The 25,658-nt window shown below is 58.8% G+C and carries 19 protein-coding genes and 1 tRNA gene; 6 read left to right on the forward strand and 14 right to left on the reverse strand.

Features of this window, described 5'->3' with window-relative positions:
• Positions 1–174: 174 nt before the first annotated feature.
• Together HF027_RS05770 and HF027_RS05775 are read left to right on the forward strand one after the other, a co-directional pair.
• Entirely contained in the window at positions 175–2,253 is a 2,079-nt protein-coding gene (locus HF027_RS05770) for a putative bifunctional diguanylate cyclase/phosphodiesterase (RefSeq protein WP_168013756.1), read from the forward strand.
• Between the two features lie 58 nt (positions 2,254–2,311).
• Positions 2,312–2,388 (forward strand) — tRNA-Arg (locus tag HF027_RS05775).
• 290 nt (positions 2,389–2,678) lie between these two features.
• Here HF027_RS05775 and HF027_RS05780 read toward each other — a convergent pair.
• Positions 2,679–4,640 (reverse strand): sensor domain-containing diguanylate cyclase, encoded by a 1,962-nt coding sequence (locus HF027_RS05780; RefSeq protein ID WP_168013766.1) that lies wholly within the window; start codon positions 4,638–4,640, stop codon positions 2,679–2,681.
• 385 nt (positions 4,641–5,025) lie between these two features.
• Between HF027_RS05780 and HF027_RS05785 the strand changes: the two genes are divergently transcribed.
• Entirely contained in the window at positions 5,026–5,253 is a 228-nt protein-coding gene (locus tag HF027_RS05785; RefSeq protein ID WP_168013768.1) for a hypothetical protein, read from the forward strand.
• 133 nt (positions 5,254–5,386) lie between these two features.
• Here HF027_RS05785 and HF027_RS05790 read toward each other — a convergent pair whose 3' ends face one another.
• The 7 genes from HF027_RS05790 to HF027_RS05820 all read right to left on the reverse strand — a co-directional run bounded on the left by HF027_RS05790 (position 5,387) and on the right by HF027_RS05820 (position 13,280).
• Entirely contained in the window at positions 5,387–6,415 is a 1,029-nt protein-coding gene (locus HF027_RS05790; RefSeq protein ID WP_168013770.1) for a hypothetical protein, read from the reverse strand.
• Positions 6,416–6,509: 94 nt separating this feature from the next.
• Positions 6,510–7,631 (reverse strand): porin, encoded by a 1,122-nt coding sequence (locus HF027_RS05795; RefSeq protein WP_168013772.1) that lies wholly within the window; start codon positions 7,629–7,631, stop codon positions 6,510–6,512.
• A gap of 388 nt (positions 7,632–8,019) precedes the next feature.
• Entirely contained in the window at positions 8,020–9,147 is a 1,128-nt protein-coding gene (locus tag HF027_RS05800) for a ProQ/FINO family protein (RefSeq protein ID WP_245184544.1), read from the reverse strand.
• A gap of 350 nt (positions 9,148–9,497) precedes the next feature.
• On the reverse strand, positions 9,498–10,046 hold the full coding sequence (locus HF027_RS05805) for a dihydrofolate reductase (RefSeq protein ID WP_245184547.1): 549 nt from the start codon (positions 10,044–10,046) through the stop codon (positions 9,498–9,500).
• Entirely contained in the window at positions 10,043–10,885 is an 843-nt protein-coding gene (locus HF027_RS05810; protein ID WP_168013776.1) for a thymidylate synthase, read from the reverse strand. Before HF027_RS05810 ends, HF027_RS05805 begins: the two co-directional genes overlap by 4 nt.
• 111 nt (positions 10,886–10,996) lie before the next feature.
• Positions 10,997–11,806, reverse strand: a complete 810-nt coding sequence (lgt, locus tag HF027_RS05815) for a prolipoprotein diacylglyceryl transferase (protein ID WP_168013778.1) — start codon at positions 11,804–11,806, stop codon at positions 10,997–10,999.
• Between the two features lie 85 nt (positions 11,807–11,891).
• On the reverse strand, positions 11,892–13,280 hold the full coding sequence (locus HF027_RS05820) for a response regulator (RefSeq protein ID WP_168013780.1): 1,389 nt from the start codon (positions 13,278–13,280) through the stop codon (positions 11,892–11,894).
• A 272-nt stretch (positions 13,281–13,552) separates the two neighbouring features.
• Here HF027_RS05820 and HF027_RS05825 point away from each other — a divergent pair, with 272 nt between their 5' ends.
• Entirely contained in the window at positions 13,553–14,350 is a 798-nt protein-coding gene (locus HF027_RS05825) for an NRDE family protein (RefSeq protein ID WP_168013782.1), read from the forward strand.
• Positions 14,351–14,428: 78 nt separating this feature from the next.
• Here the strand turns inward: HF027_RS05825 and ptsP are convergent, their stop codons facing one another.
• Together ptsP and HF027_RS05835 are read right to left on the reverse strand one after the other, a co-directional pair.
• On the reverse strand, positions 14,429–16,690 hold the full coding sequence (gene ptsP, locus HF027_RS05830; RefSeq protein ID WP_168013784.1) for a phosphoenolpyruvate--protein phosphotransferase: 2,262 nt from the start codon (positions 16,688–16,690) through the stop codon (positions 14,429–14,431).
• A gap of 66 nt (positions 16,691–16,756) precedes the next feature.
• Entirely contained in the window at positions 16,757–17,248 is a 492-nt protein-coding gene (locus HF027_RS05835; RefSeq protein ID WP_168013786.1) for an RNA pyrophosphohydrolase, read from the reverse strand.
• Between the two features lie 209 nt (positions 17,249–17,457).
• Between HF027_RS05835 and HF027_RS05840 the strand changes: the two genes are divergently transcribed.
• Together HF027_RS05840 and HF027_RS05845 are read left to right on the forward strand one after the other, a co-directional pair.
• Positions 17,458–18,111: a histidinol-phosphatase gene (locus HF027_RS05840; RefSeq protein ID WP_168013788.1), complete on the forward strand. Its 654-nt coding sequence runs from the start codon at positions 17,458–17,460 to the stop codon at positions 18,109–18,111.
• A gap of 449 nt (positions 18,112–18,560) precedes the next feature.
• Complete coding sequence (locus tag HF027_RS05845; protein ID WP_168013790.1) at positions 18,561–19,955, forward strand: FAD-dependent oxidoreductase; 1,395 nt, start codon at positions 18,561–18,563, stop codon at positions 19,953–19,955.
• A gap of 127 nt (positions 19,956–20,082) precedes the next feature.
• On the opposite strand, the gene rsd is transcribed toward HF027_RS05845, so the two are convergent.
• The 4 genes from rsd to HF027_RS05865 all read right to left on the reverse strand — a co-directional run bounded on the left by rsd (position 20,083) and on the right by HF027_RS05865 (position 25,499).
• Entirely contained in the window at positions 20,083–20,589 is a 507-nt protein-coding gene (rsd, locus tag HF027_RS05850; RefSeq protein ID WP_168013792.1) for a sigma D regulator, read from the reverse strand.
• Positions 20,590–20,728: 139 nt separating this feature from the next.
• Positions 20,729–21,259 (reverse strand): disulfide bond formation protein B, encoded by a 531-nt coding sequence (locus HF027_RS05855; RefSeq protein ID WP_168013794.1) that lies wholly within the window; start codon positions 21,257–21,259, stop codon positions 20,729–20,731.
• Between the two features lie 70 nt (positions 21,260–21,329).
• Positions 21,330–22,937, reverse strand: a complete 1,608-nt coding sequence (gene gshA, locus HF027_RS05860) for a glutamate--cysteine ligase (RefSeq protein WP_168013796.1) — start codon at positions 22,935–22,937, stop codon at positions 21,330–21,332.
• Between the two features lie 189 nt (positions 22,938–23,126).
• Positions 23,127–25,499 (reverse strand): Tex family protein, encoded by a 2,373-nt coding sequence (locus HF027_RS05865; protein WP_168013798.1) that lies wholly within the window; start codon positions 25,497–25,499, stop codon positions 23,127–23,129.
• Positions 25,500–25,658: the final 159 nt, after the last annotated feature.

A 25,658-nucleotide genomic window follows, 5' to 3' on the forward strand; every position in this document is an offset into this window, starting at 1 on the left:
GCTCATCGTATTCAGGGAGACACATGGCCGACTCTGTAGGCAATACAGTATAATTAAAAGACTAATGAAAAATAATGAAAATTCTAATGATTTAATTGACAGAAATCATTAATGGCCGCCTATGTTCATGAAAGAATAGCCGGTCAATAATGTGTTCACGCCGGGAGGCCACCATTGACCCACCTTGCCACCCTGCCCGACCAACTAACCAGACTGCTTGATACGCCCGGCCAGGCAATTTCAGTGGCCGACGGCGATATTCAAGACTCCCCCCTGATTTACGTCAACGAGGCCTTCGAGACGCTCACCGGGTATCGCCGCGAAGACGTCATTGGTCGCTCCTGCCGTTTTCTTCAAGACGAGGACACCGACCCGTCAGCCATTCAGCAACTTCGCACGGCCATTCGACAGAGCACGCCAATCACCCTGACGCTAAAAAACCGGCGCAGGGATGGCAGCGAGTTCTGGAATGAATTGAGTCTCTCGGCACTTTATGGCGACTCGGGACGACGCTACCTGGTCGGGCTACAGCGGGATGTCTCCGAGCGCGAGCGAGCCTGGCAACAAATGAAGTTGAACCAGGCCGTATTCCACAATACGCATGACGGCATTCTGGTCACCGATGCCCAGAAACGGATTGTCGATACCAACCCGGCGTTCACCCGACTGACCGGCTATTCGCGCGAAGAAGTGTTGGGCAAGCAGCCCAACCTATTGTCTTCAGGCAAGCATGACTCAGGGTTCTACCAGAGCATGTTCGCCGCGGTCGAGGCGCGCGGCTTCTGGACCGGCGATATATGGAATACGCGCAAGGATGGTAGCCAGCTGATCGAAAATACGACGATTTCAGCCATCCGCGACGGCAATGGCGTGATCATCAACTATATCGGGGTATTTCGCGACATCACCCAGCGCCATATGAATCAGGCGCGACTCGAGCGCATGGCCAGCTACGACATGCTGACCGGTCTTTTCAATCGCAGCCACTTCGACATCCTGCTCGAGCGACAGCTCGAGAGCCTGGAGTTTACGCAGACCGGCATTGCCGTTCTGTTTCTCGACCTCGATGATTTCAAGCCGATCAATGACCGTTTCGGCCATTCCACGGGTGACGAATTGCTGGTCGAGATCAGCCGACGACTCAAGCGACTGATGCGCGCCAATGACCTGACGGCTCGATTCGGTGGCGATGAATTCGTGATTGCACTGAGCGGCCTCGGCACGGTCGACAAGGCGAGCAAGGTCGCACAGAAGGTGCTCGATGACATCATCCAGCCCTATGCCCTCGACAACGGCGAAAAGGTCACGGTATCGGCCTCGATCGGCATTGCCTTTACGACCACGCACGAGACGGGCAGCTCGGCCCTGCTGGACGCCGCCGATGCCGCCATGTATGACGCCAAGCAGAAAGGCAAGAATCGCATTGCCGTAGCGGATACGCAGCGGACCGAGTCCATGGCCGAAGATGCCTATGTGCGAATCAAGGCGGCCTTTGAGCGAGGCGAGCTCGAACTGTATTTCCAGCCTATCCTGTCCATGGCGACCGATGAAATCGTCAGTGTTGAAGCGCTGGTTCGTTGGCGGCATCCCGACCAGGGCATGCTAGGCTCCCAGCATTTCATCGATACCCTTCTGCATTCGTCGCTGAGCCTGCCATTTGGGCGCTGGCTGATTGATCAAGCCGGCCAGGTGGCAAGCCGACTGCGACAACTGGATTATCATGTCATGGTCAGTGTCAATCTGAGTCAAGACCAGATCGAGACGGGCGCCTTCATCGAAGCACTATCTGCCACACGTCACCGCTATGACCTCAACACCCCCTTCCTGGTCGCCGAAGTCCTCGAGTCCACGCACTTCCATGACCTGGACTTGGCGTGCAGTCTTCTCAGCGAAGCCCGACAGCTGGGTGCACTCGTCGCCCTGGATGACTTCGGCTCCGGCATTTCCTCCATTACCTACGCAAGCCAACTCCCCCTGAACACGATCAAGATCGACCGCAGCGCGATCATGCATGTAGATGCGCGCCAGGATCAGCGTCTGTTTATCAGCGGTATCATCGCCATGGGACATGCCATGCAGCGCCAGGTGCTCGCCGAGGGTATCGAGACCGAAGAACAACTGAGCAACGTAAGGGCGCTGGGATGCGATATGGCACAGGGCTATTGGATCGACAAGCCGATGCCCTATGACCAACTGCATGAGCGCTACATGGCACCCTCGGCCTCGTCCCGTTACCCGTTGAGACGGGGGTAAACAGCAAGATACGGGTTTATCTGGCGCCATCAGATGCTTATAATGCAGCCCTTTCCCCGCCCCCTTAGCTCAGCTGGATAGAGCAATCCCCTCCTAAGGGATAGGTCGAAGGTTCAAATCCTTCAGGGGGCGCCATACAATCCCATGGTAGCCACATGTTCTGGACTCCTCGGACACTGCTCCGATGGCAAGATAAGCAGATACAAGATGGATACCATGGGAAAAGCCCCGGCCATTTGGTCGGGGCTTTTCCTTGGACAAGACGCGGATTATGACATCCCGAAGCTGGTGAGCTATCCGCACTATTGCAAAGGCCACTGACCAGCGTTGCGACGCAAAGAGCACGCGCTCACTGCAATAATCAACATCAACCTACGACCGTTGAACTGCCAGTGCTTTCAGCACTTTCCGGCCATGGCGAGCCATCAGACTGACAAGCCACTTTCAATTATCTGGTTGCGCCCCTGCCGCTTGGCCTGATAGCTGGCATCGTCGGCGCGGGCCAGAATCTCGTCGATGGTCGTGTCAGACGAGAGGAAGCAGGCAGATCCCAAGCTCAAGGTCACGCTATAGTCCTTGTTCTCAGCTGACACGCGCAGATCCGACACCGTTTCCAGCAACCGCCTCGATACGGTTCGCGCCTGCTCAAGCGTACAGCTTGGCATAAGCACCGCGAACTCATCACCCCCTTGGCGCGCCACATAGTCACTCTTGCGTACCAGCGGCGTCATGGCCTCGGCAATGGCCCGCAGCATCTCATCACCCAGAGCGTGCCCCCCTTCGTCATTGATGGGTTTGAAGTGATCGAGATCAAACATCATCAATACCGATTGTTGATGTTGCTGCTGCCACTCGAGAAAGGCCTCTTCAAGGCGACGCTCGAAACCGCGACGATTGAGCAGGCCAGTCAGCGGGTCGTGCTCGGCCTCCCAGCGCTGCAGGGCCTCTTGTTCACGGCGCCGCGTAATATCTTTGACGGTACCCACGTGACCCAGCACCGCTGTTCCCTTGCGCACCTGGCCGGCATGCACCTCTAGCCAAAGCACCTCCCCACTCGTTAGCACGTACCGGAACTGCCTTATAAAGTCACGTTCTCTGTACACGGCGTCGCGCCACAGATCGACAAAATCATCATGATCATCGGGGTGAATATACAACATCCAATTCACGTTCTGCTGATCGTCAATCTGATGTCCCGTGAGCTCAGCAAGCGCCGGGTTGACGTATTCCACCTGCCCCTTTGGTGATGCCACAAACATGCCTACCGGAGAAGAAGCCAACACCGCATCGAGAAAGGCCTGGCGCTCATTGAGGCTTGCGGTGGCCTCTTCGCGCTGGCGCTGAAGACGATTGAAGGTGGTAGCCAACTGGCTCAGCTCCCGCAAATTGCTGCGTATGTCGACGCGCTGGCGCTCACCGGCGGTCACCTGGCCTATCTGATATTCAAGACGATGCAGCGATGCCAACGCCAACTTCAACAGCCACCAGATGAGCGGCATCAACAACACGATGGTTGCCAGGCCCGCCCACCAGAGATTGTTCACCAGAAGCGCTATCGGCGCCTGCACTTGGTTCATGGGCTGAGTCACCTTGACGACCCAGCCTGGAGTCCAGGCTTGAGCATAGGCATGCAAGGCCCTATCACCACTCGCCAGCACGCCTTCTCCGGCGCCATGCCAGCCAAGCAGCGCGAGATTCAGCAGATTGTCGTCACTGCTGTCGCGAAGTGTCTTCATCACCAGGTCATCGTCAGGGTGGGAAATCACGATGCCAGAGGAGCTGATCAGAGAAGCAAAGCCATCATTGCCGATACGAACACGGTTCAAACTATCGAAGAAATTGCTGGAATCGACACTGACAGCACCGAGCAATTGGCCGGCAAAATCCCCCTCGTTATCCGCCAGGGGCACAGCAATGGAGATAATCGGCTCTCCCGACCCTCGGCTGATAAGAGGTTCGCTGATGTGAGGTCTGCCCACTGCCCGGCCAAAACGAAAATAGTCACGATCGCTGACGTCAACGCCTTGCAGGCTTTCCAGTTGAGGGTAACTGTCGACCATGCGGCCTTCGGATGAGACCACGGCCAGACGGTCAAATTTTACCAACAATGACGGGATGTCGATCAGTGACTCGCCAGGGGCTAGCGGCATCTTTGGAGCCACTTGCTCGGCAAGATACTCGAGCATGGAAATACGCTGATCGATGGATCGATCCACCTGACGAGCGATCAGGCTGGCTTCATAATTCAAGTGACTGATATTGGCCTGGCGGATTAGCTCACTACCCGTCAAGTAAGTAAAAGCCAAGGTCGAAACGACCAGCACGCTCCAGCCGATGCCAATCCACAACATGAGACGGGAATGAAGCGTACCGAAGATTCGCAGCATACTCTTGGCAACCAATCACTCGTGAATATGGCCGCCACTTTATCATGAAAGAAGTCGGTTAATACTACTCCTGGCACCGCCCCTTTTTCTGATTCTACTACTAGCTGCGTGCGACTTAGCTACGGGTATCGCCAGATAGCCAGTGTCAAAGTAGCGCCAAGCTCGACGTGTTGTTCTCACCTAATCAGGCTTCGACAAGCAAGGCAGGTTCGGCAGAGCTTTCCACACGATGCCTGTAAGGTATTCATCATTGCCGCCACCAAGACTCAAGGCCCACGACAGGGCCTTGAAGATGAAGCCTTGTGATATCAACACTACGAGGCTCGATTACTACTAGGCCCCATCCAGCGGTTGAAACGGCAGGGGCAATAAAGCGAGGTACAACATGAAGACGCTCATTTACGTTAAGGCCATGACCGCAGGCGTGCTGGCTTCTCTCTTGATGGCCGGTACTGCACTGGCGATGGATTCAGTTGTCGTGGAAGAACGCATGGAGGAAATAAGCGAGCAGACGTCCACATCGGATAAACCCCGAGTCGAGGCCCTGGAAGCCCAGGTAGAGGAGCTGGAAGCCTTGATCCGCATGATGCTGGAAGAACGTCACGACAGTTGAGGCTATCAGGCACCGCTCATAAAGAAGGGTCTGCCAAGACGGCCAGACCCTTACTCTACCGCTTACCTATCACCCCCTGATTCAGTGCCGCAAGCGCGCATACTCACAAGGCGCCAGGCAGTCACAGTGGTCGTTAGTCGAGCTGGCGAATACGTAGCTCATAGTTATTGACGCCGCTCATCGCCGAGCCAAATTTCTGACCGTTGACCCAGACACGATACTGACCCGGCTCCAGGCGCGCCTCGAGATCCACATCGCCATCGAAACCTTCACCGGCATCGCGAGCCACGACTCGACCGGCGTCATCCCGCACTTCAAGTTCGATCCGGTAGGTATCTTCATAGCCGCTTGGGTAGGTCGAGGTCGTGATGGCGACGGTGCCGGCCTCTTGCACCGCAAAGGAAAGCACCGCCTTCCGTGCGCGAATCTTCACATCGGTCACGATTTCCTGGAACGCCTGATCCTGACTCGGCTGCGCGGCATTTGAGGGCTCTGCCGGCTCGGCGGCGGGCTCGGGCGCTGAGGGGTCTGCCGCATTCTCGCTGGCCGTTGCTGGCTCTGGTGCATTGGGTGTTACTGCCCCTGACGGCGCCGACAAGGCAGCCACGGTATCGCCGTTGCGGATAAAGGCACTGCGCTCGCCCTCCGCACTTTCTCGGACAAAGAGACCCTCGCCATCGCTCACGGCATCGGTGCGATTACCCTGGGTATCGATGCCCGCGACGGTGATAAAGTAGCTGTTGCCCTGCTTGCCCTTCGAGCCATATTTCTGGCCCTCGACCCGCAACACATAGTCACCGGGCTCAAGGCGCTGACGCATGGCAAGGCCACCACTCTGTCCAAGGCCCTGGCCGCGGGCGATCACGGCACCCTCGTCATCGAGTAGCGTCGCCTCGACGCGATAATCGTCGGACTGACCTCCAGGCACTCTGCTTTCAAGCAGGTACTCGCCGGCTGAGTCGACGCTGAAGGCATGCTCGTATTGACCGTCGTAGTTGAAGTTCTGGCTGCGGGCATCGTTTTCCGACTTGAAGAAGCCGGTCAGATCCATGCCGCGTCCTTCCTCGCGAAAACGTTCTTCGGCGGTACTGGCCAAGGCCGTGGCGCTGGCAATGGATAGGCCTAGGGCAATGAGTACCCCGGTGACAATAGGCTGTTTCATGGAACCTCGCATCAAGACGAAAAAAGCCGGCCCAAGGGCCGGCTTTCGTTATATAAGCCTGAGGCTGCGGGGTCAAACCCCGCATGCGGCAGTCTTAGAAGAGATAGGTGATACCGGTAGCGAAACCGTCGTCTTCGTCGTTGGCCTTGTCGTAGGTCGCGACTTCGGCCCAGGTGTACATGGCGCTGGAGATATTGTAGGTAGCGCCAAGAATAACTTCGTTACGAGTATCGTTACGATCCTGCTCGTCCTGAACAGTCTGGTCCAGTTCGCTCAGGAAGGTTCCTGCACCCACGTCGACGTACTGATAGGCACCGTAGATATCGCCCATGCCATAGCCGTAACGTGCGCCAATACCATAGTAGTTGACGTCACTGACGTCATCTTCTTCAGCCTGGAAACGCTCAAGCTTCAAGGCAACGCGCAGAGCGTTCATGGTGTACTGAGCGGTGATACCGTACTGGTCGCCAGCATCGTACTCCTGACCAGCGGTGTAATCAGCGCTAGTGCCGGCAGATTCGATAGTAGCGTCGTAGTTATCGAGGTTGTCGTAAGCTGCGGCGATGGAGAAAGCGCCCGCAGTGTACTTGGCACCACCGAAGAAGGAAGCGTTAGAATCAGCTTTAACTGTGTACTCTTCGTTGTCAGCAGCGCTGCCAAATTCGTTTTCTTCGTTATCGCCCTTGAACTGGGTACCCAGGGCGAACTGCAGACCACCGAAGGACGGTGAAGTGTAGGTCACTTTGTCGCCTTCGCGATCATTAGTGCCGACAGCGGCGATCTGGCTGTTAGAGTCAGAAGCATCGAAGTATTCGTTGTTGGTAACCGGATCCTGAATCCAGTCGTCGATCAGCGGGTCATAGGAGCCGAGACGCACGTCACCAAAGTAGCCCTTGGCACCAACGTAGGCTTGGTCACCAGAGTCACGGCCGGCAATTTTCTGCTCGTCAGCCTGGAAGTCGTCAAACTCGAGCTTCAGGTAGCCGGTCACATCGCTGCTGACCGCGTGCTCTGCAGCGAAGCCGAAGGTGGAACCGTTATCGGCGATTTCGTCGGTGGATTCACCGTCGGAACCGTTGGTGTTGGCATAGGCAATCTGGATGTTGCCGTAGATGTCGAGCTTGGTGCCGTCCTGGTTATAGACGGTAGCAGCGGAAGCGGAGGCGGAAACTACCATGGCACCGGCGATAGCAGTCGCTAGGAGTGTCTTTTTCATCGCGATAAGTCCTTTATGTGACTAATTATGTAACTAGCTTAAGGTTTCGATCGTACTTGCTGCTTGAAGCAGCCGGCCTTTCGGCTTTTCCCGCCAGGGCAATTTGCTTAGAGCCCAAACGTCTATCCGATTGTGGCCTTGTTATAATCCAATGCTCGCAGGCAAACCATATACCGGGATTTTGCGGAGTGCAACAAGAAAAAACACTGTTTTTAATCTCGATGCACTGCGCATATGGAACCCTTACCCCGCGAGTCTGTCCGCTGGCGGATCATTCAGCATCCAGAGCCTGGCACGCACGAATGACACCGCTATGACGGCCAGCGGCATCACATCATCCATAGGGGAAGCGTCGACACCAAGCCTTTGGTATCAACGCTTTCTGGTGTCAGCGCGGGGAGTGCTTGGCGAGCAGCGCCCCGAGCTTGCGCTCCAGGCGATCAGCGGGGGCATCCGAGGCTGAAACCTCTGAGGGTTCAGTCACAGGCACCGTCGGCCGGGTATCATGGGCGCCATCATGCTTGGCATCTTGGGCAGGCGCTCTACCCCGCTCAGCGCCCTTTGGCCGGCCGGCCTTCGTCGACGGCTTGCCAGCCGCTTGACTGTTCTGGCCATGGCGTTGCCTGGGCTCTCGCTTATCTTCTTTCGCCTTGTCAGCCGTCTTTTCAGCACTGCGCTTCGCACCCGAGCGCTCGTTCTGCTGCTGGGCACGCAGCTCATCGAGCTTCTTGCGTGCATAGCGCGCCTCGCCTTCGGTAACCGGTCCAGCGGCTTCGCCATCAAGCCCGACCCGCTCGGCGTTCTCGCGTACCGCCTTCAAGTAACGCGGCAGGTGGACATAACAGGCAAGCGCGCGGCGGACAAGCTTCTCGGGCCAGGGCTCACGGCTTAGCAGGTCCTCATGAATCCCGACCCGCAGAGGGCGAGTATGCCCCTTGAAGAAGGCATCGGGATAACGGCGATACCATTGGTTCAGGAGCGCCTGGGGGGATGGTAGCTCACCTTCCGGCAGCGAAGCCTGCGGTGCTGTTTCATTGGCATGTGGCTCAGGAAGCGACGCCCCCGATGGCTCGCCACCTGGCGTGCTTGTCGACGCCGCATGGCGGCTTTCAGGCAATGAACCATCAACCGGCGTCTCATCCAGGCTTACCGCTGGCGCCTCTTGATTCCCTGGCCGAGCCCGGTGCGACAGCAAGGCTTTAAGTCCCTGACTGCGCGGATGGGCATGGCCATCCGCGGTATGCGGTGCGCGCGCAAACTTTTCTTCAAGCTCACGGCACTTCTCTTCAAGCGCCTGGTGCTTGAGGGCAAGTTCATGATGTTGCTGCTTAAGCTCATGGCTACGTCGCTCAAGCTCAAGACTATGCTGTTCGAGCTCGCGATTGCGGACTTCCAGCTGACGCTTCTGCTCTTGCAGTGCCACGACCTGATTCCGCGCCCTGACTAACGCATCAAGATGCTCGTTGGCGCAGACTTCAAGCGTCGCCAGCAAGGTCGCGGTACGTTCATTATTCAAGGCATGCCCCTCCATGCGCGTCTCACAATAATCGGCTATTCCAGATCAACTGGACCAAGCCAACCACCACGAGTCTCTCAGGCCGAGTCACTCAGGCCGGGTCACTAGGCCAAGCCGCTCGGACTGATTCGTTTAGCCTGGGTCATCCAGGCCGGTTCGACCAAAGATTGACCGCTCGAATGCCTTTCAGACGAGGCCCGTCGATTTGAACGGTTCCAGGCAAGTGTGTGCCAACCCGGCATTCCTGACAAACCCTGGCCGGGCGAAATCACCACTGGCAAACAACGCCCGCCAGGTTTCCTCGACAACCACTAGCGCTAATCGACAACCGCCAGCGCTGATCAACGCCACTAGATGCGTTGATACACGCAGAAGGCATAGGCCGGCTGCCCCTCTGCAGGCTCACCGTCAACGGCCTGCTGCTGGTGCCAGGATGCATGCTCGAACTCGGGGAAGAAGGCATCACCCTCAAGGGTGATATCGACTTCGGTGAGGTAGAGTCTGCTGGCATATGACAAGGCCTGAGCATAGATCTGAGCACCACCCATCACCATGATTTCCTCGACGCCATCGATGATCGCCTGCTGGTCAGCAAGATCAAGCGCACTGACCAGATCATGACAGACACTCACCCCCGGATGCTCGAAGTCGGGATCGCGGGTGATGACGATATTGCGTCGTCCCGGCAACGGACGGCCGATCGATTCGAAGGTCTTGCGACCCATGACAAGGGGTTTGCCCTGGGTCATGACCTTGAAGAACTTGAGATCCTCGGGAAGATACCAGGGCAGCTGATTATCTACCCCGATCACCCGGTTACGGGACATGGCAGCAATCATCGCCACCGGCACGACGGTCTCGAAAGTTTCCAGGGCGTCATTCATAGGGGTCTCGCTCATACCGCCACCTTGGCCTTGATAGGGGGATGTGCCTCGTAGCCATCAATACGAATGTCATCGAAACGGAAAGCGAACAGGTCGTTGATTTCCGGATTGAGCCACAGCGAAGGAGCGGCCAGCGGCGTGCGGGAGAGCTGCAACTCTGCCTGTTCCAGATGGTTCGTGTAGAGGTGGGCATCCCCCAGGGTATGAATGAACTCCCCCGGGGCGAGACCGCAGACCTGCGCGATCATCTGGGTCAGCAGTGCGTAGCTTGCTATGTTGAAGGGCACGCCCAGGAAAATATCGGCGCTGCGCTGATAGAGCTGGCAGGACAAACGACCGTCGTTGACATAAAACTGGAAGAGCGCATGACACGGTGGCAGCGCCATCTCGTCGACCAGTGCCGGGTTCCAGGCAGAAACGATCAGACGGCGCGAATCTGGGTTGTGCTTGATCTGTTCGATCAACTTGGCGATCTGGTCGACATGCCCACCGCTGGGATGCGGCCAGCTACGCCATTGATACCCGTATACCGGCCCCAGATCGCCGTTTTCATCGGCCCATTCGTCCCATATCCGCACACCATGCTCTTTCAGGTAAGCGATATTGGTATCGCCGGCCAGAAACCACAGCAACTCATGAATGATCGAGCGCAGGTGCAACTTCTTGGTGGTCAGCAACGGAAAGCCACGGGCAAGATCGAAGCGCATCTGGTGGCCGAACACACTCTGGGTGCCGACACCTGTGCGGTCATGTTTTAACGCGCCATGCTCAAGCACATGGCGCATCAGATCCAGATAGGGTTGCTCGAGCGCCAAAGCGGCACCCGAGGCTGTCTTATGCGGGTCGTCGGACATCAGGGGATCGCCGAAGGTTGTGGCAAAAAGGCCTAGTGTACTGAGTCAGCGAATCGGCGGCCAATGCTTCAGGAAAACCTCTTGATGCTGAAAGTGCCACCCTATTAAGGCTCAGGCACTCGCCGGACCGGAGCTGCGCATATCGTCTACCCCGCGATGGCGAGACCAGAGCATCAGCAGTAAGCCACCAAGGATCATCGGCAGTGATAGCAGCATGCCCATGGTCAGCCAGTTCCAGGCGATAAAGCCAAGCTGCGGGTCCGGCAACCGCACGAACTCGACCAGAAAGCGGAAACTGCCGTAACCCGTGAGAAAAAGCCCTGATACCAGGCCACGGCGTCGCGGCGTCGCGGAAACCCACCACAGAATCACGAAGAGCACCACGCCTTCGAGCAAGGCCTCGTAAAGCGAAGAGGGATGACGGGGGGCAGGCCCCATGCCCGGAAACGGCATGCCCCAGGGCAGGTCGGTCACCCGCCCGGGAAGCTCGGCATTGATAAAATTCCCCATGCGCCCTGCCCCCAGGCCGATAGGAACCAGCGGTGCCACGAAATCCGTCAGCTGCAAGAAGGCCAGGCGATGCTTGCGTGCAAACAACAGGGCAGCCACCAGCACGCCAATCAAGCCACCGTGAAAGCTCATACCGCCATCCCAGACCTGAAACAGCCATAGCGGGTCCGCAAGCAAACGATCAAGCCCATAAAAAAAGGCATACCCCAGCCGGCCGCCAACAATGACACCGACAGCGGAATAGAAAATCAGATCCCCCACATCATCGCCGGTTAGCCCAACCCGGCTGGCACGACGCCGACCCAGCCACCAGGCAGCGATGAAACCAATCACGTACATCAGGCCATACCAATGCACCTTGAAGGGGCCTAGGGCAATGGCCACCGGGTCGATCGTGGGGTAATTCAGCATCTTGCATCCAAGCGTAGTGAAGAAAGAGTAAAGAAAAGAGTGACGACAAGAGAAACCGGAAAAGCCTTGATTGCAGGCGCTGCCCTCAATCTGAGGGCAGCTCGAGCCCCGGCAGCCAACGCCTGACCATCTTGACCAGGGCCTGCGGCCGGTAAGGCTTGGCCAGATGATCGTCCATACCCGCCGCCTTGAAGTTGTCACGGTCGGCTTCGCTTGCATTGGCGGTCAAGGCGATCAGCACGCTGCGCTCATCTCCGCCGTTTTCAGCTTCGAGGGCTCGCCAGCGACGACTGGTCTCCAGGCCATCAAGCGTCGGCATGTAAATATCCATGAACACCAGGTCATAGAACCGGTCTGCCATCAGCGTCAGCGCCTGTTCGCCGCTCTCGGCCACATCGACATTAAACCCTTCGGACTCAAGGACATTACGCGCCAGCATGCTATTCACTGGCCCATCGTCGACCACCAGGACGCTAGGCCAGTACGGCGCACGGGCAGGCTGCGCCGCCGTATCGGATTTGCCCAGTAACTCGGGCGTCGGCTCAGAAAGGTTGGTGACCAGGGCGGCAATATCGGCCAATCGCTCGCGCAGGCGCTCCTGCCCGGGAGACGTGCCCTCATCAGTAAAATACTCGCGGAGTTCTTGCACGACAGGTTCGAGCTCGCGCTGCAACAGACTCATGTAAGTGGACTTGAGGCGCGAATCCTCGCGCGCTCGATCACGTGCCTGGACTAACTGGCCAGAATAATCCGGCGCATTGTCCTGCGTGTCGAGGATACCCAGCTCATGATCGTGACGGTCGCGCAACGACAGCATGCGCAAGCCGTGCCAGCCTCCCTGACTATCATGCAACCTCACCTTGGTCCATTCGGCACCAGGTTCTTCGCAGCGAAGCATGCACTGGGTACCCAGCCCCTTGAGATCCGCCTTGGTGCAGCCCATCAGTTTCTCAAAGGCCGTGTTGGCGTCAACCAACATGTCATTGCGCATGATGAAGGCCGGCATTGGCAAGCCGACCAGCATCTGCTCGAGCTGAGGACGTTCGGTCAGTCGGCTCAATAGGGTATCGAGGCTGTCGAGCAGCGATTCCAGCCGCGTTACTGGGCTTCCCGTCTGGGCCCCGCCGAGTTGAACGCGCTTCGGCTTCAACCAACTGGGCAGCTCTTTTTGAACTTCGCGCAGAAGCCTCTCGAGGCGTTCATAGGGAACGCCGAGATGAGTTTCCCAGCGCTGTAGACGATGCCGAACCATGACCAGAAAAATGCTGACAATCAGTCCTGTACCAACAAGCATCACCAGCATCAGCAAGGCCAACGCAAGAGACGCACTCTGCGCTGAAAGCGATGCTCGCCAGATCATGATCCAGGCGACACCACACAGCGTGACCAGACACGCCTCAGCCAACAACAGAGGCCAAAGCACCGGCCAGATCAGTCGCTGCCATAGGCTATCCGGGCGGGTATCCACTCGCATTGACTGCCTTTTGGTTCATCGATCGAAGATAGTTGGCAGTGTACGTGGACACGTGAACCCTGTCATGAAACTGATGGACACTGTAGGCAATCGCCTACATATAAAATGCGTCCCTCCCCTCACTGGTAACCCCTCATGCCCATCATACCCACCTGATGACCTTGGCCATGGCCAAGCCTAGACGTAAGACAGAACCATGCCGTCAAAAACACTGACCTCGTCACACGATCACCAGGCTTTGCGACTTCATCCCTGCGGGGTAAAGTAATTCCATGTGCCTGATCGCTTTAGACTACCGCCCCGACAGCCCTGCCTGGTTGCGCCTGCTTGCCAACCGGGATGAATGCTTTGCGCGTCCCACTGCATCCCTGGGGGCATGGACCGAAGACCCAGATATCATCGGCGGTCGCGACCTGGTTGCCGGCGGCAGCTGGCTAGCTCTGCATCGCCGAGGGCGATTCGCTGCGATCACCAATGTCCGCGATACGGCACTGGCTTCCCCATCCGACGGCCCCAGTCGCGGCCACCTGGTGCCCAAGGCGCTTAACGCCGATGACTTGCTCGCCTGGCTCGAAGACCTGGTTAACGGTGAAGCATGGAGCTACGCAGGGTTCAACTTGCTCGTTGGCGATCGCTCGGGACTTTGGCACCTGCATCGCGGCCGCGATGCCCTCAAGCTCAACCGCCTACCCGCCGGTCTTTACGGGCTCTCCAATGCAGGTCTGAACACCCCCTGGCCCAAGCTCAAGCTGGCACGCCAGGGGCTTGCCGAAAGCCTCAGTACCAGCACCTGGCCACAAAGCGCACTTGCGGTGATGCATCAGCAGCAGCTCGACATCAATGATCAGGCACTGCCAGACACCGGTGTCGGCCTTGCCGTGGAGCGCCAGTTGGCGCCTCCCTTCATCACGGGTGAGACCTATGGCACCCGCGCAACCACTTGGCTGGAATGGCGCCAGAACGGCAACCTTGAGATAAACGAGCGTCGCTTTGGCCCAAACGCGCAACACTTAGGCGAGACACATCTCTCACTATCGAAAGAGTGCTGGTATGCGCCGCATCAAGCGTAAACGCTTGCCCCGTGCGTAGAAGCCCAGCCTCCGCAAGCGCCTGGGCTGACTCTGCCACCACCTCGTTGCTGCCGGCACCTAGTCTGTGGGGGGTAGCAGGTGTGCCAACTGCCACTCACTCAAGCGGGCAACGAGATGAGCACGCACCTTCGTGGGTGCATCAAGCGAAAGCGCTTCCTTGACCAGCTCCTGGGCCGCCGGCAACGACACACGCCGGATGGCGGCTCGCACACGCGGCAGGCTCGGGGCGTTCATCGAGAGCGTATCGAACCCCATGCCCATCAGTAGCAAAGCACCGGCCGGGTCCCCGGCGAGCTCACCGCATACCGACGTCGGCACGTTGAGCGCAGAGGTTTCTTCGGCAAGGCGAGCAAGCGCGGACAAGACGCCTGGATGACAGGGGTTGTAAAGCTCGGCTACTCGCGGGTTATTGCGATCTACCGCCAGCAGGTACTGCGTCAGATCATTGCTGCCCACCGAGAAGAAATCCACGCGTTCGGCCAGGGCTCCAAGCTGAAAAAGCGTCGCCGGCACTTCGATCATCACACCGATGCGAGGGCGCCCGACCTCGAACCCTTCTTCTGCGAGCTCGGCCTGTGCGCGATCGATCAGGCGCAAGGCACTATCGACTTCTTCGACATTGGTGATCATCGGCAGCAGAATCTGCAGATTATCGAGGCCATGAGACGCCCGCAGCATGGCCCGCAACTGCACCATCAGCACCTCAGGATGATCCAGCGTCACGCGAATACCCCGCCAACCGAGGAAAGGGTTGGCCTCCTCAATAGGGAAATAGGGCAGATCCTTATCACCACCGATATCGAGGGTACGCATCACCACCGGCAGCGGCGCAAAGCTTTCTAACTGATCGCGATAGAGCCGCGTCTGCTCCTGTTCGCCCGGGAATCGCTCGGTGATCATGAAAGGCACTTCCGTGCGATATAGCCCTACCCCGCTGACACGCGTCTTGAGTGATGCTACCGCATCCACGGCAAGCCCCGTATTGACCATCAACGGCATGACATGGCCATCCGGCGTCTCGCTGGGCAGATCCTGCTCGTGTTCGAGCACCTCGGACAGCGCATCTTCCTCGGCGATCAGGTTCTGATAATGCTGACTGAGCTCCTCTGTCGGGCGCACAAACAGGCGCCCACGATGACCATCAAGGATCACTTTCGCGCCGTTTAGCCGCGTCAATGGCAGATCGACCATGCCGAGTACTGTCGGCACTCCCATCGCGCGCGCCAGGATGGCCACATGTGAGGTGCTGGAGCCACGAATCGCCACCAGGCCGGCGAGCTTGCCGCGAGGCACCTCGCCGAGGGTGGCGACGCTAATTTCATCGCCGACCAATATGGTGCGATCGGGATAGGTAGCAGGCGTTTCGGCGCTTTCCTCCTGAAGGTGCGCCAGTACGCGGCGCCCCAGGTCGCGCACATCGGCGGCACGCTCGCGCAGGTAATTATCGTCGACACGCTCCAGGTACTGCACATGGCGACGCACCACATCGGCTAGCGCTCCGGGCGCCCATTGCCCTTCGCGGATGCGCTTTTCGACCTCTTGACCAAGAGCCGCCTCGCTCAGCATCTGCTGATACACCTCGAACAGCGCCAGCTCCTGAGCACTGATGCGGCTAGCAAGCCGCTCGCCGGTCGATCTAAGTTCATCGCGGACCTTGAGAATCGCCTCTTTCAGCCTGGCGATTTCAAAGTCGATATCGGTGGGAATCAGATCAGGCACGCTGTCCAGGTCAGCGGGAGGGGCAACCACCACGGCATCGCCGATCACCATGCCGGGCGATGCGGCCACACCGATAAATACGGCCTGACCATCCGCACTGACAGGCCGCGTCAAAGCACCGGTGGCCAATGCATGCGCCAGCACGCCGCCAAGCTGGGCGGCCATGGTCACCAGAAACGCTTCATCCCCCTCGTCATAGCGTCGCTTGTCCTGCTGTTGCACGACCAAGACACCCAGCATGCGTCGCTGATGGATGATTGGCACACCAAGGAAGCTCGAGAAACGCTCTTCGCCGGTTTCCTCGAAGTAGCGAAAATGCGGGTGTGCCGGGGCATCTTCGAGATTAAGGGGTTCTTCGCGCTGACCGACAAGACCCACCAGGCCTTCGCCAAGGGGCAACCTGACATGCTTCACGGCCCGCGCGTACAGACCGATGGTTTCCATCAGCACCAGGCGCTCAAGCTCCACGTCGTAAAGATAAAAGGAGCAGACGTCAGTACGCATGGCCTTGCGGATGCGACGAACCATGGTCGAGAGCGCGGCATCCAGATTGCGCGCCTCGTTGACCTCCTGGACGATACGACGTAATACGTCGAGCATGAGCGTTCTTCTTGTCACTGTCGGTTGAATATCGACCGGCTTGAATGTAGACGCCGACTCGGGAGATCAGTCGCCTCCCAGAGCCAGTCGCTGCGCTCGCGGGGCCAACTCGCGCAACGCGCGGCGATAGACCTCCCGCTTAAAGGGCACCACCTGACCCAGAGGGTACCAATAACTGACCCAGCGCCAGCCATCAAACTCAGGCTTGGGCGTGGTATCCATGCAGACCCGACTGTCGGTACAGCGAATCCTCAGCAAAAACCATTTCTGTTTCTGGCCGATGCATATCGGCCGTGAATGGGTTCGTATCATGCGTCGTGGCAGACGGTAGCGCAGCCACCCTCGGGTACAGGCGAGCAGTTCGACGTCGGCTTCAGTGAGGCCGACTTCCTCTTCCAACTCGCGGTACAGGGCCTGTTGCGGTGTCTCGTTGGCCTGGATGCCTCCCTGGGGAAACTGCCACGCATTCTGTCCTACCCGACGCGCCCAAAGCAGCTGGCCCGCGTGGTTGACAATGATGATGCCAACATTGGGGCGGAAGCCGTCAGCGTCGATCACGGACATCACCTTATGAATCCAATATTAAAGCCATTCTTCCACAAAGCTGGAAAGGGCATCAATACACTTCACAGTAGCCGCTCGCGGCGGTGTTCAACGCCGAACCACTCTGCAATAATTCGCCACTTATTCATCTGCCTCCCGGCGACAGATGCATCTCACTCGACGCACTGCCTGTCGTCCGCCGCAAACACAAGAAGGAGTGTGCCTTGAGCCTGGCCATCTTCGATCTCGACAACACCCTGATCGGCATCGACAGCGATCATGCGTGGGGTGAGTTTCTGCTCGAACAGGGCGCAGTCGACCCGGTTGCCTATCGAGAGGCCAATGAGCGCTTCATGCGCGACTATGAGAACGGCACACTCGACATGCATGCCTTTCTCGAAGTCGCCCTCAAGCCGTTGGCAGAGAATACCCCCGAACAGTTGGCCGCCTGGCACCAGCAGTTCATGGCCTCAAAGATCGAGCCCGCCATCCTGGCCCGGGGTGAAGAGTTGGTCGCACGCCACCGCACCCGCGGCGACACCTTGATGATCATCACGGCCACCAATCGCTTCATCACCGGGCCCATCGCCGAGCGACTGGGTATCGACCACCTGATTGCCGTCGAGCCGGAAATTCACAATGGACGCTATACCGGCCAAGTGACCGGCATACCAAGCTATAAAGAAGGCAAGGTCACGCGTCTCGAGCAATGGCTAGAGGCACGCGGAATGACGCTGGATGGCGCCTGGTTCTATAGCGACTCTCATAATGACCTCCCTTTGCTGGAGCAGGTCGATCACCCGGTCGCGGTCGATCCCGACCCCACCCTGCGCCAGCATGCGCTGGACAACGGCTGGCGAGTCATCAGCCTGCGCTGAAGACCTGGGCGAGTTGGGCCTCACCACACGGTAAGGCTAGCAGATAGGGCCAAGCCCCTCATTGGCCCTCCGCCCCCACCTATTGCCCCCCCTTTCCAAGCCTCATTCGCTCTCTACGACGTTGGCCATGCATGACGTTTCGGTGATTCATGGCTATGATAAATATTATCCATTGATGCAACGCAGCATGCTCAAGGCTCGACAGAAAAAACATAACCTCTTGTTTTTTATTGATAAAATCGTATAGCACCTACCCAAGGTATTCCTTATAGGGTTCCTCTTCAGCATAAAGTCGAGCTTTGGGATGGATTTTATTTGTCGGCGAAGTCGCTATAATGCGTTTCATGCTTCACGTCGACCCTGCCGGCGACAGCGCCTCGCCAGCAGGCTCAGGGCCTCCGAAACTATCTCGGAGGGTACGTCCCGCACCAAGACAAGCGAGAGACCCCATGACTACCCCGACCTACGATGTGCTGATTGTCGGAGGCGGCGTTTCTGGCACCGCCCTGCTGTATGAACTGGCCCGTTACACTGACCTCAAGGCTATCGGTCTGGTCGAGAAGTACGATCATGTGGCGATCGTCAACTCTCACGGCCGCAACAACAGCCAGACGATCCACTGCGGCGATATCGAGACCAACTACACGCTCGAAAAAGCCAAAGTCACCAAGCGTACCGCTGGCATGGTGATTAACTTTTCTACCAAGCTGACCCCGGCCAAGCGTGACAAGGTGGTTTATAAGTATCCCAAGATGGTACTTGGCGTTGGCGAACGTGAGGTCGACTTCCTGCGCAACCGTTTCACGCGGTTTTCTGAACTGTTTCCCAACATGAAACTGCTTGAGCGCGATGATATCGCCGAGCTCGAGCCGAAACTTGTCGAAGGACGTCGCCCGGAAGAGCCTATCGTTGCCATGGGGTCAACCGGGGAGTACACCGCCGTCAACTACACCACCCTCTCGGAGGCCTTTGTCGAGGAAGGTCAGAAAGCGGCCGACGAGAAGGGCATGGACTACGATGTGCACCTGTCCACCGCCGTCAAGAAGATTCGTCAGGAAGGCGATCTGTTCAAGGTCGAGACGCCGAACAAGGGCACCCTGACCGCGCGCTACGTGGTGGTCAGTGCCGGCGGCCACTCATTGCTCTTCGCTCACCAGATGGGCTATGGCCTCGACAAATCCTGCTTGCCGATGGCCGGCTCCTTCTACTTCACGCCCAAGGTGCTCAACGGCAAGGTCTACACGGTCCAGAATGAGAACCTGCCGTTTGCCGCCGTCCACGGCGACCCGGACGTGCTGGTCGAGGACAAGACGCGCTTTGGCCCCACAGCGCTGATGTTGCCGCTTCTCGAACGCTACAACGGCAAGACGTTCATCGAATTCCTGAAGGTTCTGCGCCTGGATCAAAACGTGGTCAAGGCACTGTGGGACCTGCTCAAGGTGCGCGACATCCGCCACTACATCTTCAAGAACTTCATGTTCGAGGTGCCGTGGTTGCGCGAGCGTCTGTTCCTTAAAGACGTCAAGAAGATCGTGCCGAGCCTGTCCGTCAAGGACGTCAGTTTCGCCAAGGGCTTCGGCGGCGTTCGCCCGCAGCTGATCGACAAGGAAAAGAAAAAGTTGGTCATGGGTGAGGCCAAGATCAATCCGGGCACGGGGATCATCTTCAATATGACCCCCTCTCCCGGCGGCACCAGCTGTCTTGGCAATGCCGAGAAGGACATGTTCCTGGCGCAGCAGTTCCTTGGCTTCAACATCGATACCGAGGCTTTCGAGCAAGACCTGCTGACCGGGGAGGTACCACTGACCGACCTGGAGCGCCCCGAGGCCTCCTCACTGATGTGATCTCGCATTCCCTATCACATCCCTGAACGCAAAACGCCCCGGCCATGCCGGGGCGTTTTGGTCTGTAATGGCGAGACACGATTCGAGGCGATCATCTGTCTTCAAGGTTCGATCAATACCACAGCCCTCAGGTACTGGTCATGCTGATCGCTTTCTGAGCCCCCGGCGGCGGGGAATGGGCAGCATGCAAACGCCCGATCAGCTGATCTTCCAGGTCAAAACGCGTTTCCAGGCCACGTGCCAGACGATCAAGCCAGGCCGGCAAGCGACTGAGATAGAACTCGCAGCGGCTGGGAGTCGCGTAATCGGCATCGAAGGAAAGCACCAGTTCGGTGGACATTTCCAGACGCTCGAGCAGCTGATCGGCAATGGTCAACGCGCCATCATCACTGAAGGCCTTGGCCTCTTCGCGCAACTGGGGATAGATCTCGAAATGGCCGGCACTGATATAATCCATCAGTAGCTCGCTGAAACCATCTATCTGAGCCTTGTCGACTGACTCAAGAGCTTCGTCACAGTCTCTCCTGAGCGCCACGAAACTGTTGAGCATCACCTGGCGCTCTTCGAGCCAGCGATCTATCAACCGATGGACGCCGCCCCAGCGTTCCAATGCGCTCTTGCAATCTTCAAGCATGGTGTCCTCCCAAGCCTCGGCTCTATGCCCTCACGGGTACTTCCGTTGAGAGCAAGACTCCGCTTCCGGGGCTGGACTGTCAATGCCAAGATCGTGATCCTCTTGATCCAGGACAACCCTGATTCAACGAAGGGAAGCTTCAGGCAGATACCTGGCGGCGGCGATCACGCAGGGCTGAAAACAGCATGCCGAGTGGCGCCAGCGCCAGCACCATAAAGCCAATCAGCGTCCAGCCCGGCAGCGACAGGCCCAACAGCCGACCGCCCACTTCCGCGCATTCACCTGACCCCATCAGGACCGTGTTCAGCACCTCCCTGAGCGGCAGGATCTCCAGCATGTAATCGAGCCCGGGACCGCAGCTGGGCACTTCGCTTGGCGGCAGCGACTGAAGCCACAGATGCCGCCAGGCAAGCCCCACACCAGCCCCTACAGTCACCAGCCCCAGGACCCCATAGACGGCGCCTGCCGATCCCCGTGGGCCGTGTAACGCCGCCAGACCCAGCACCAAGGCAGTGGCCAGCACCGCCACGCGCTGGAAGATGCATAACGGACAGGGTTCGAGACCCATGACGTGCTCCAGGAACAGGGCAACGCCCATCATCACCACACAGAAACCAAGCCCCACCAGGGCCCAGCGGCGCGTCGTCCACGCCTGGACAGATTGCATCATGCAGGAAACATCCTTGGAAAGAATCAGAGAGCATGGACCTCGACCAATTGAGCGAGGTCCGAACAGGCGTTTAGGTTTTGCTTAGCGGACGAGGTTCCTGAGCGCGTGCAAAGTATTGCGTCAGAAAATCGCCGAAGGTTTCCACGTCAGCGGCCTCAATCTCACCCTGCTGCTGCAGGGAGGTTTCACGAAGCTCCTCAAGCAGGGCCTCGCGGGCGCGGTCCATGGGCTTGGCGCGCCAGGCTTCTGCCTGCTCCCTTGCCAATGCAAGCGTTGCCTCGACAAAGTCTTCATCGTTTTCCTTGAGCCGAGCCGCCAGTTGGCCGGAAGGTGTCAGACTCGGATCATCGAGGCGTGGCGCCAGGTCACTGAGCGCCTGCTTGTGAGCCTCGCCGCCTTCAATGATGTCCAGCAGTTCAGCCACGCTCGAGAGTTCTGAAAAGATCACATGACCGCGTTCGGACAGACGTTGCACCTTGCCATCGATGGTCAGATGCAGGTCGGGGTCTCGGCCACGCTCGACGACGAGCCGACGGTTATCGTCGAGCCGGTCGCACTCCTCATCGGAAATCCAGGGGCTGTCGGCCAGCAGGCACCACATCAGGAAGGTATCCAGGAAGCGAATCTGGGTTTCGTCGATCCCGAGCGCCAGGAAGGGGTTGAGATCGAGACACCGCACCTCGATGTATTCGACGCCGCGCGCCTCGAGCGCCTGCGTAGGCGTCTCATCATGGCGCGCCACCCGCTTGGGGCGAATGTCGCTGTAGTACTCGTTCTCGATCTGCAGGATATTGGCATTGAGCTGTTGCCATTCGCCCCCCTCCCTGACGCCCTTCTCCTCATAGGCCCGCCAGGGGGTAGAGATAGCGTGGCGCAGAGTGCCCACATAGTTGGACAGGGAGTTGAAGCAGATCTTGAGCTGCTCCTGCACCTTGTTCTGGTAGCCCAGATCCGACATGCGAAGCGTCGTCGCATAGTCGGACAACAGCGTATGCCGGCCATGCTGATGGAGTTTTTCAGGTACCGCCTTGCCATCAAGGAAGCTGTCGTCGATGGCGGGTGATGCACCGAACAGATACATCAGCAGCCAGCTATTGCGACGAAAATGCCGAATCAGGCCGAAGTAGCGCAGGGAGCGATAGTCTCCCTCGATATCGTGACCCGCTTGACGATCGATCTCCTTGAGCAGCGGCCAGAGGTTTTCCGGCAACGAGACGTTGTAATGCAGCCCGGCAATGGCCTGCATGATGCGCCCGTAACGAACGTCCAATCCCTTGCGGTAGACATGCTTCATGGTACCGACGTTGGAATCACCGTAATCGGCGATCGTCACGCTGTCATTGCCATCGAGCTTGGTCGGCATGCTGGCCGGCCAGATCAGTTCATCACCCAGGTAGCGATAGCTGTAGCGGTGAAGGTCACCAAGAAACGCCAGTGCATCCGAGGGTCGGCAGTAGACCGGCGTGATGTACTCGAGCAGCGCCTCGGAGTAATCGGTGGTGATATACGGATGCGTCAGCTTCGATCCCAGATACCGCGGATGTGGCGTCGCGGCGATCATGCCGTGGGGATCGGCGCGCAGGCCTTCCTTCTCGATACCCCGGCGCAGTCGGCCGATCAGCCCCTGGCGGGCCGGCCCCTTGAGACGGGAGAGGACGGTGGCGAGTTGCTCGGACAAGGTGAACACCCCATGTCGTGGAAGGGTGGGGCCGCGCCCCTCTCTTCGCTCTTGAAAACGGAGCGAACGCCAAACGCTGGCGTTCGCACGAAACCGGACCCCGAAAGCCCGGCTCTCAAATAGGTGATTATGCGGCCTCGCCGACGGCTTTCAAGCCGCCATCAGCGAGCCATCACTTGCGTTGACGAATCAGTCTTTTGAATGCGTCTTGCGCTTGGCCTGAAGCAGAGCCTCACCGAGGGCGCCCACCGACGCATCGCTGCGGGCCGGTTCGCTTCCCTGGCGGCGTGGCTTGCGTTCTGTGGAGGCACTGCGCCGCGACTCGCCGCCGTTCTCGGCCTCGGCCTTGTGGGGGTCGTCATCCAGGCGCATCGACAGGCCGATGCGCTTGCGCGGAATGTCCACCGCCATCACCTTGACCCGCACAATATCGCCGGCCTTGACCACACTGCGCGGGTCCTCGACGAAACTGTGCGATAGCGCCGAGATGTGTACCAGACCGTCCTGATGGACGCCAATGTCAACGAAGGCACCAAAGTGCGTCACATTGGTGACACTGCCCTCAAGCACCATGCCAGGTTCGAGATCCTTGAGGGTCTCGACGCCTTCGCGAAACTCCGCCGCCTTGAATTCAGGGCGTGGGTCGCGGCCCGGCTTGTCGAGCTCCTTGAGGATATCGCTGATCGTCGGCACCCCGAAGCGTTCGTCGGCATAATCGGCGGGCTTGATCGCCTTGAGGGTGGCGCTGTCGCCGATCAGGCTCGCCACGTCGCAGCGACCAGCCTTGGCAATGCGCTCGACCAACGGATAGGCCTCGGGGTGCACGGCACTGGCGTCCAGCGGATTGTCGCCTTGCATGATGCGCAGAAAGCCGGCGCACTGCTCGAAGGTCTTGGGCCCCAGACGACTCACCTCGAGTAGCGCCTTGCGGTTCGAAAAGGCCCCCTCGGCATTACGGCGGGCCACGATGTTCTCGGCAAGCCCCGGATTGAGACCCGAGACGCGCGATAGCAACGCGCTGGAGGCCATATTAAGGTCCACCCCCACCGCATTGACGCAGTCCTCGATAACCGCCTCGAGGCTTCTGGAGAGCTGAACCTGAGAGACGTCGTGCTGATACTGGCCAACGCCAATCGACTTCGGCTCGATCTTGACCAGTTCCGCCAGCGGATCCTGCAGGCGACGGGCGATGGACACCGCCCCCCGGATGGTGACGTCGAGATCCGGGAACTCGCGTGCCGCATACTCTGATGCGGAGTACACCGATGCACCGGCTTCGCTGACCATCACCTTGCTGAGCGGACGCCCCCCTTGACCACCCAGCCGGGTGATCAGCTCGCCGGCCAGCTTGTCGGTCTCGCGACTCGCCGTGCCATTGCCGACCGCAATCAGCGCCACGCCGTGCTTCTCGACCAGCTTGCCAAGCACCGCCAGCGACTCGTCCCAGCGCTTCTGAGGCGCATGAGGATAGATGGTGGCATGCTCGATAAACTGACCGGTAGCGTCGACTACCGCGACCTTACAGCCGGTGCGCAGCCCCGGATCGATAGCCAAAGTGGCCTTGGGGCCTGCCGGTGCCGCCAGCAGCAGATCCTTCAGGTTGGCAGCGAAGACATTGATGGCCTCGAGCTCGGCTCGCTCGCGAAGCCTACCCATCAGCTCGGTTTCAAGGTGAGTGTACAGCTTGACCCGCCAGGTCCAGCGCACCACTTCGCGCAACCAGCGATCGGCCGGACGACCGGGTTGCTCGCCGGAAAGCTCGATGCCGGCCTGGCGGGCGATGGCCACCTCTGCCGGATGCACCGGCGCCTCATCCTCGCCGGGTAGCTTGAGGGCGAGCGCCAGCACCCCCTCGTTACGACCGCGAAACATCGCCAGGGCCCGGTGTGAGGGTGCCTTGGCAAGCGCCTCATCATGCTCGAAGTAATCCGAGAACTTGGCGCCCTCTTCGGCCTTGCCTTCTATCAGGCGAGCGCTGAGCTGGCCTTCGTCCCAGAAACGCTCGCGCAACCGCCCGACCAGTTCCGCATCTTCTGCGAAGCGCTCCATGAGAATCTGCTTGGCACCGTCGAGCGCCGCCTTGGCGTCCTCGATGGCCGGAACCTCCCCGTCAGCGGGACGCAGGTAGCCTTGGGCCTCCTGCTGCGGGTCGAGGGATGGATCGGCAAGCAGCGCATCGGCCAGCGGCTCGAGGCCCGCTTCACGGGCAATCTGGGCCTTGGTGCGCCGCTTCTTGCGATACGGCATATAGAGGTCTTCGAGACGCTGCTTGGTGTCAGCGTCGCGAATCAAGGTGGCGAGAGCGGGATCGAGCTTGCCCTGTTCGTCAATGGCGGCAAGCACCGATTCGCGGCGCTCTTCGAGCTCGCGACAATAGCGCAAACGCTCATCGAGCTGACGTAGCTGAGTGTCGTCAAGCCCGCCGGTGACTTCCTTGCGGTAGCGGGAGATGAAGGGAACGCTGGCCCCTGCGTCGAGCATTTCCACCGTGGCCGCCACTTGCTGGGGGCGAACGGCGAGTTCTTCGGCTAGGCGAGCATTGATCTTGGCTTGTGCGTCCATGGAGTCCTTGACGTTCGACCGACGAAAGATCGCGACAAGGTATCACAAACGCCAGGAGGTCGCTGCCATCGCAACGCCCCACCCATGAGGCGCTTCTCGGCAAGCTCCGCCATCAAGGGGATGGCACCATCAGACCGACCAGCTAGTGCAGTCGACATC

Source organism: Halomonas salinarum (assembly GCF_012062845.1).
Lineage (GTDB): Bacteria > Pseudomonadota > Gammaproteobacteria > Pseudomonadales > Halomonadaceae > Onishia > Onishia salinarum.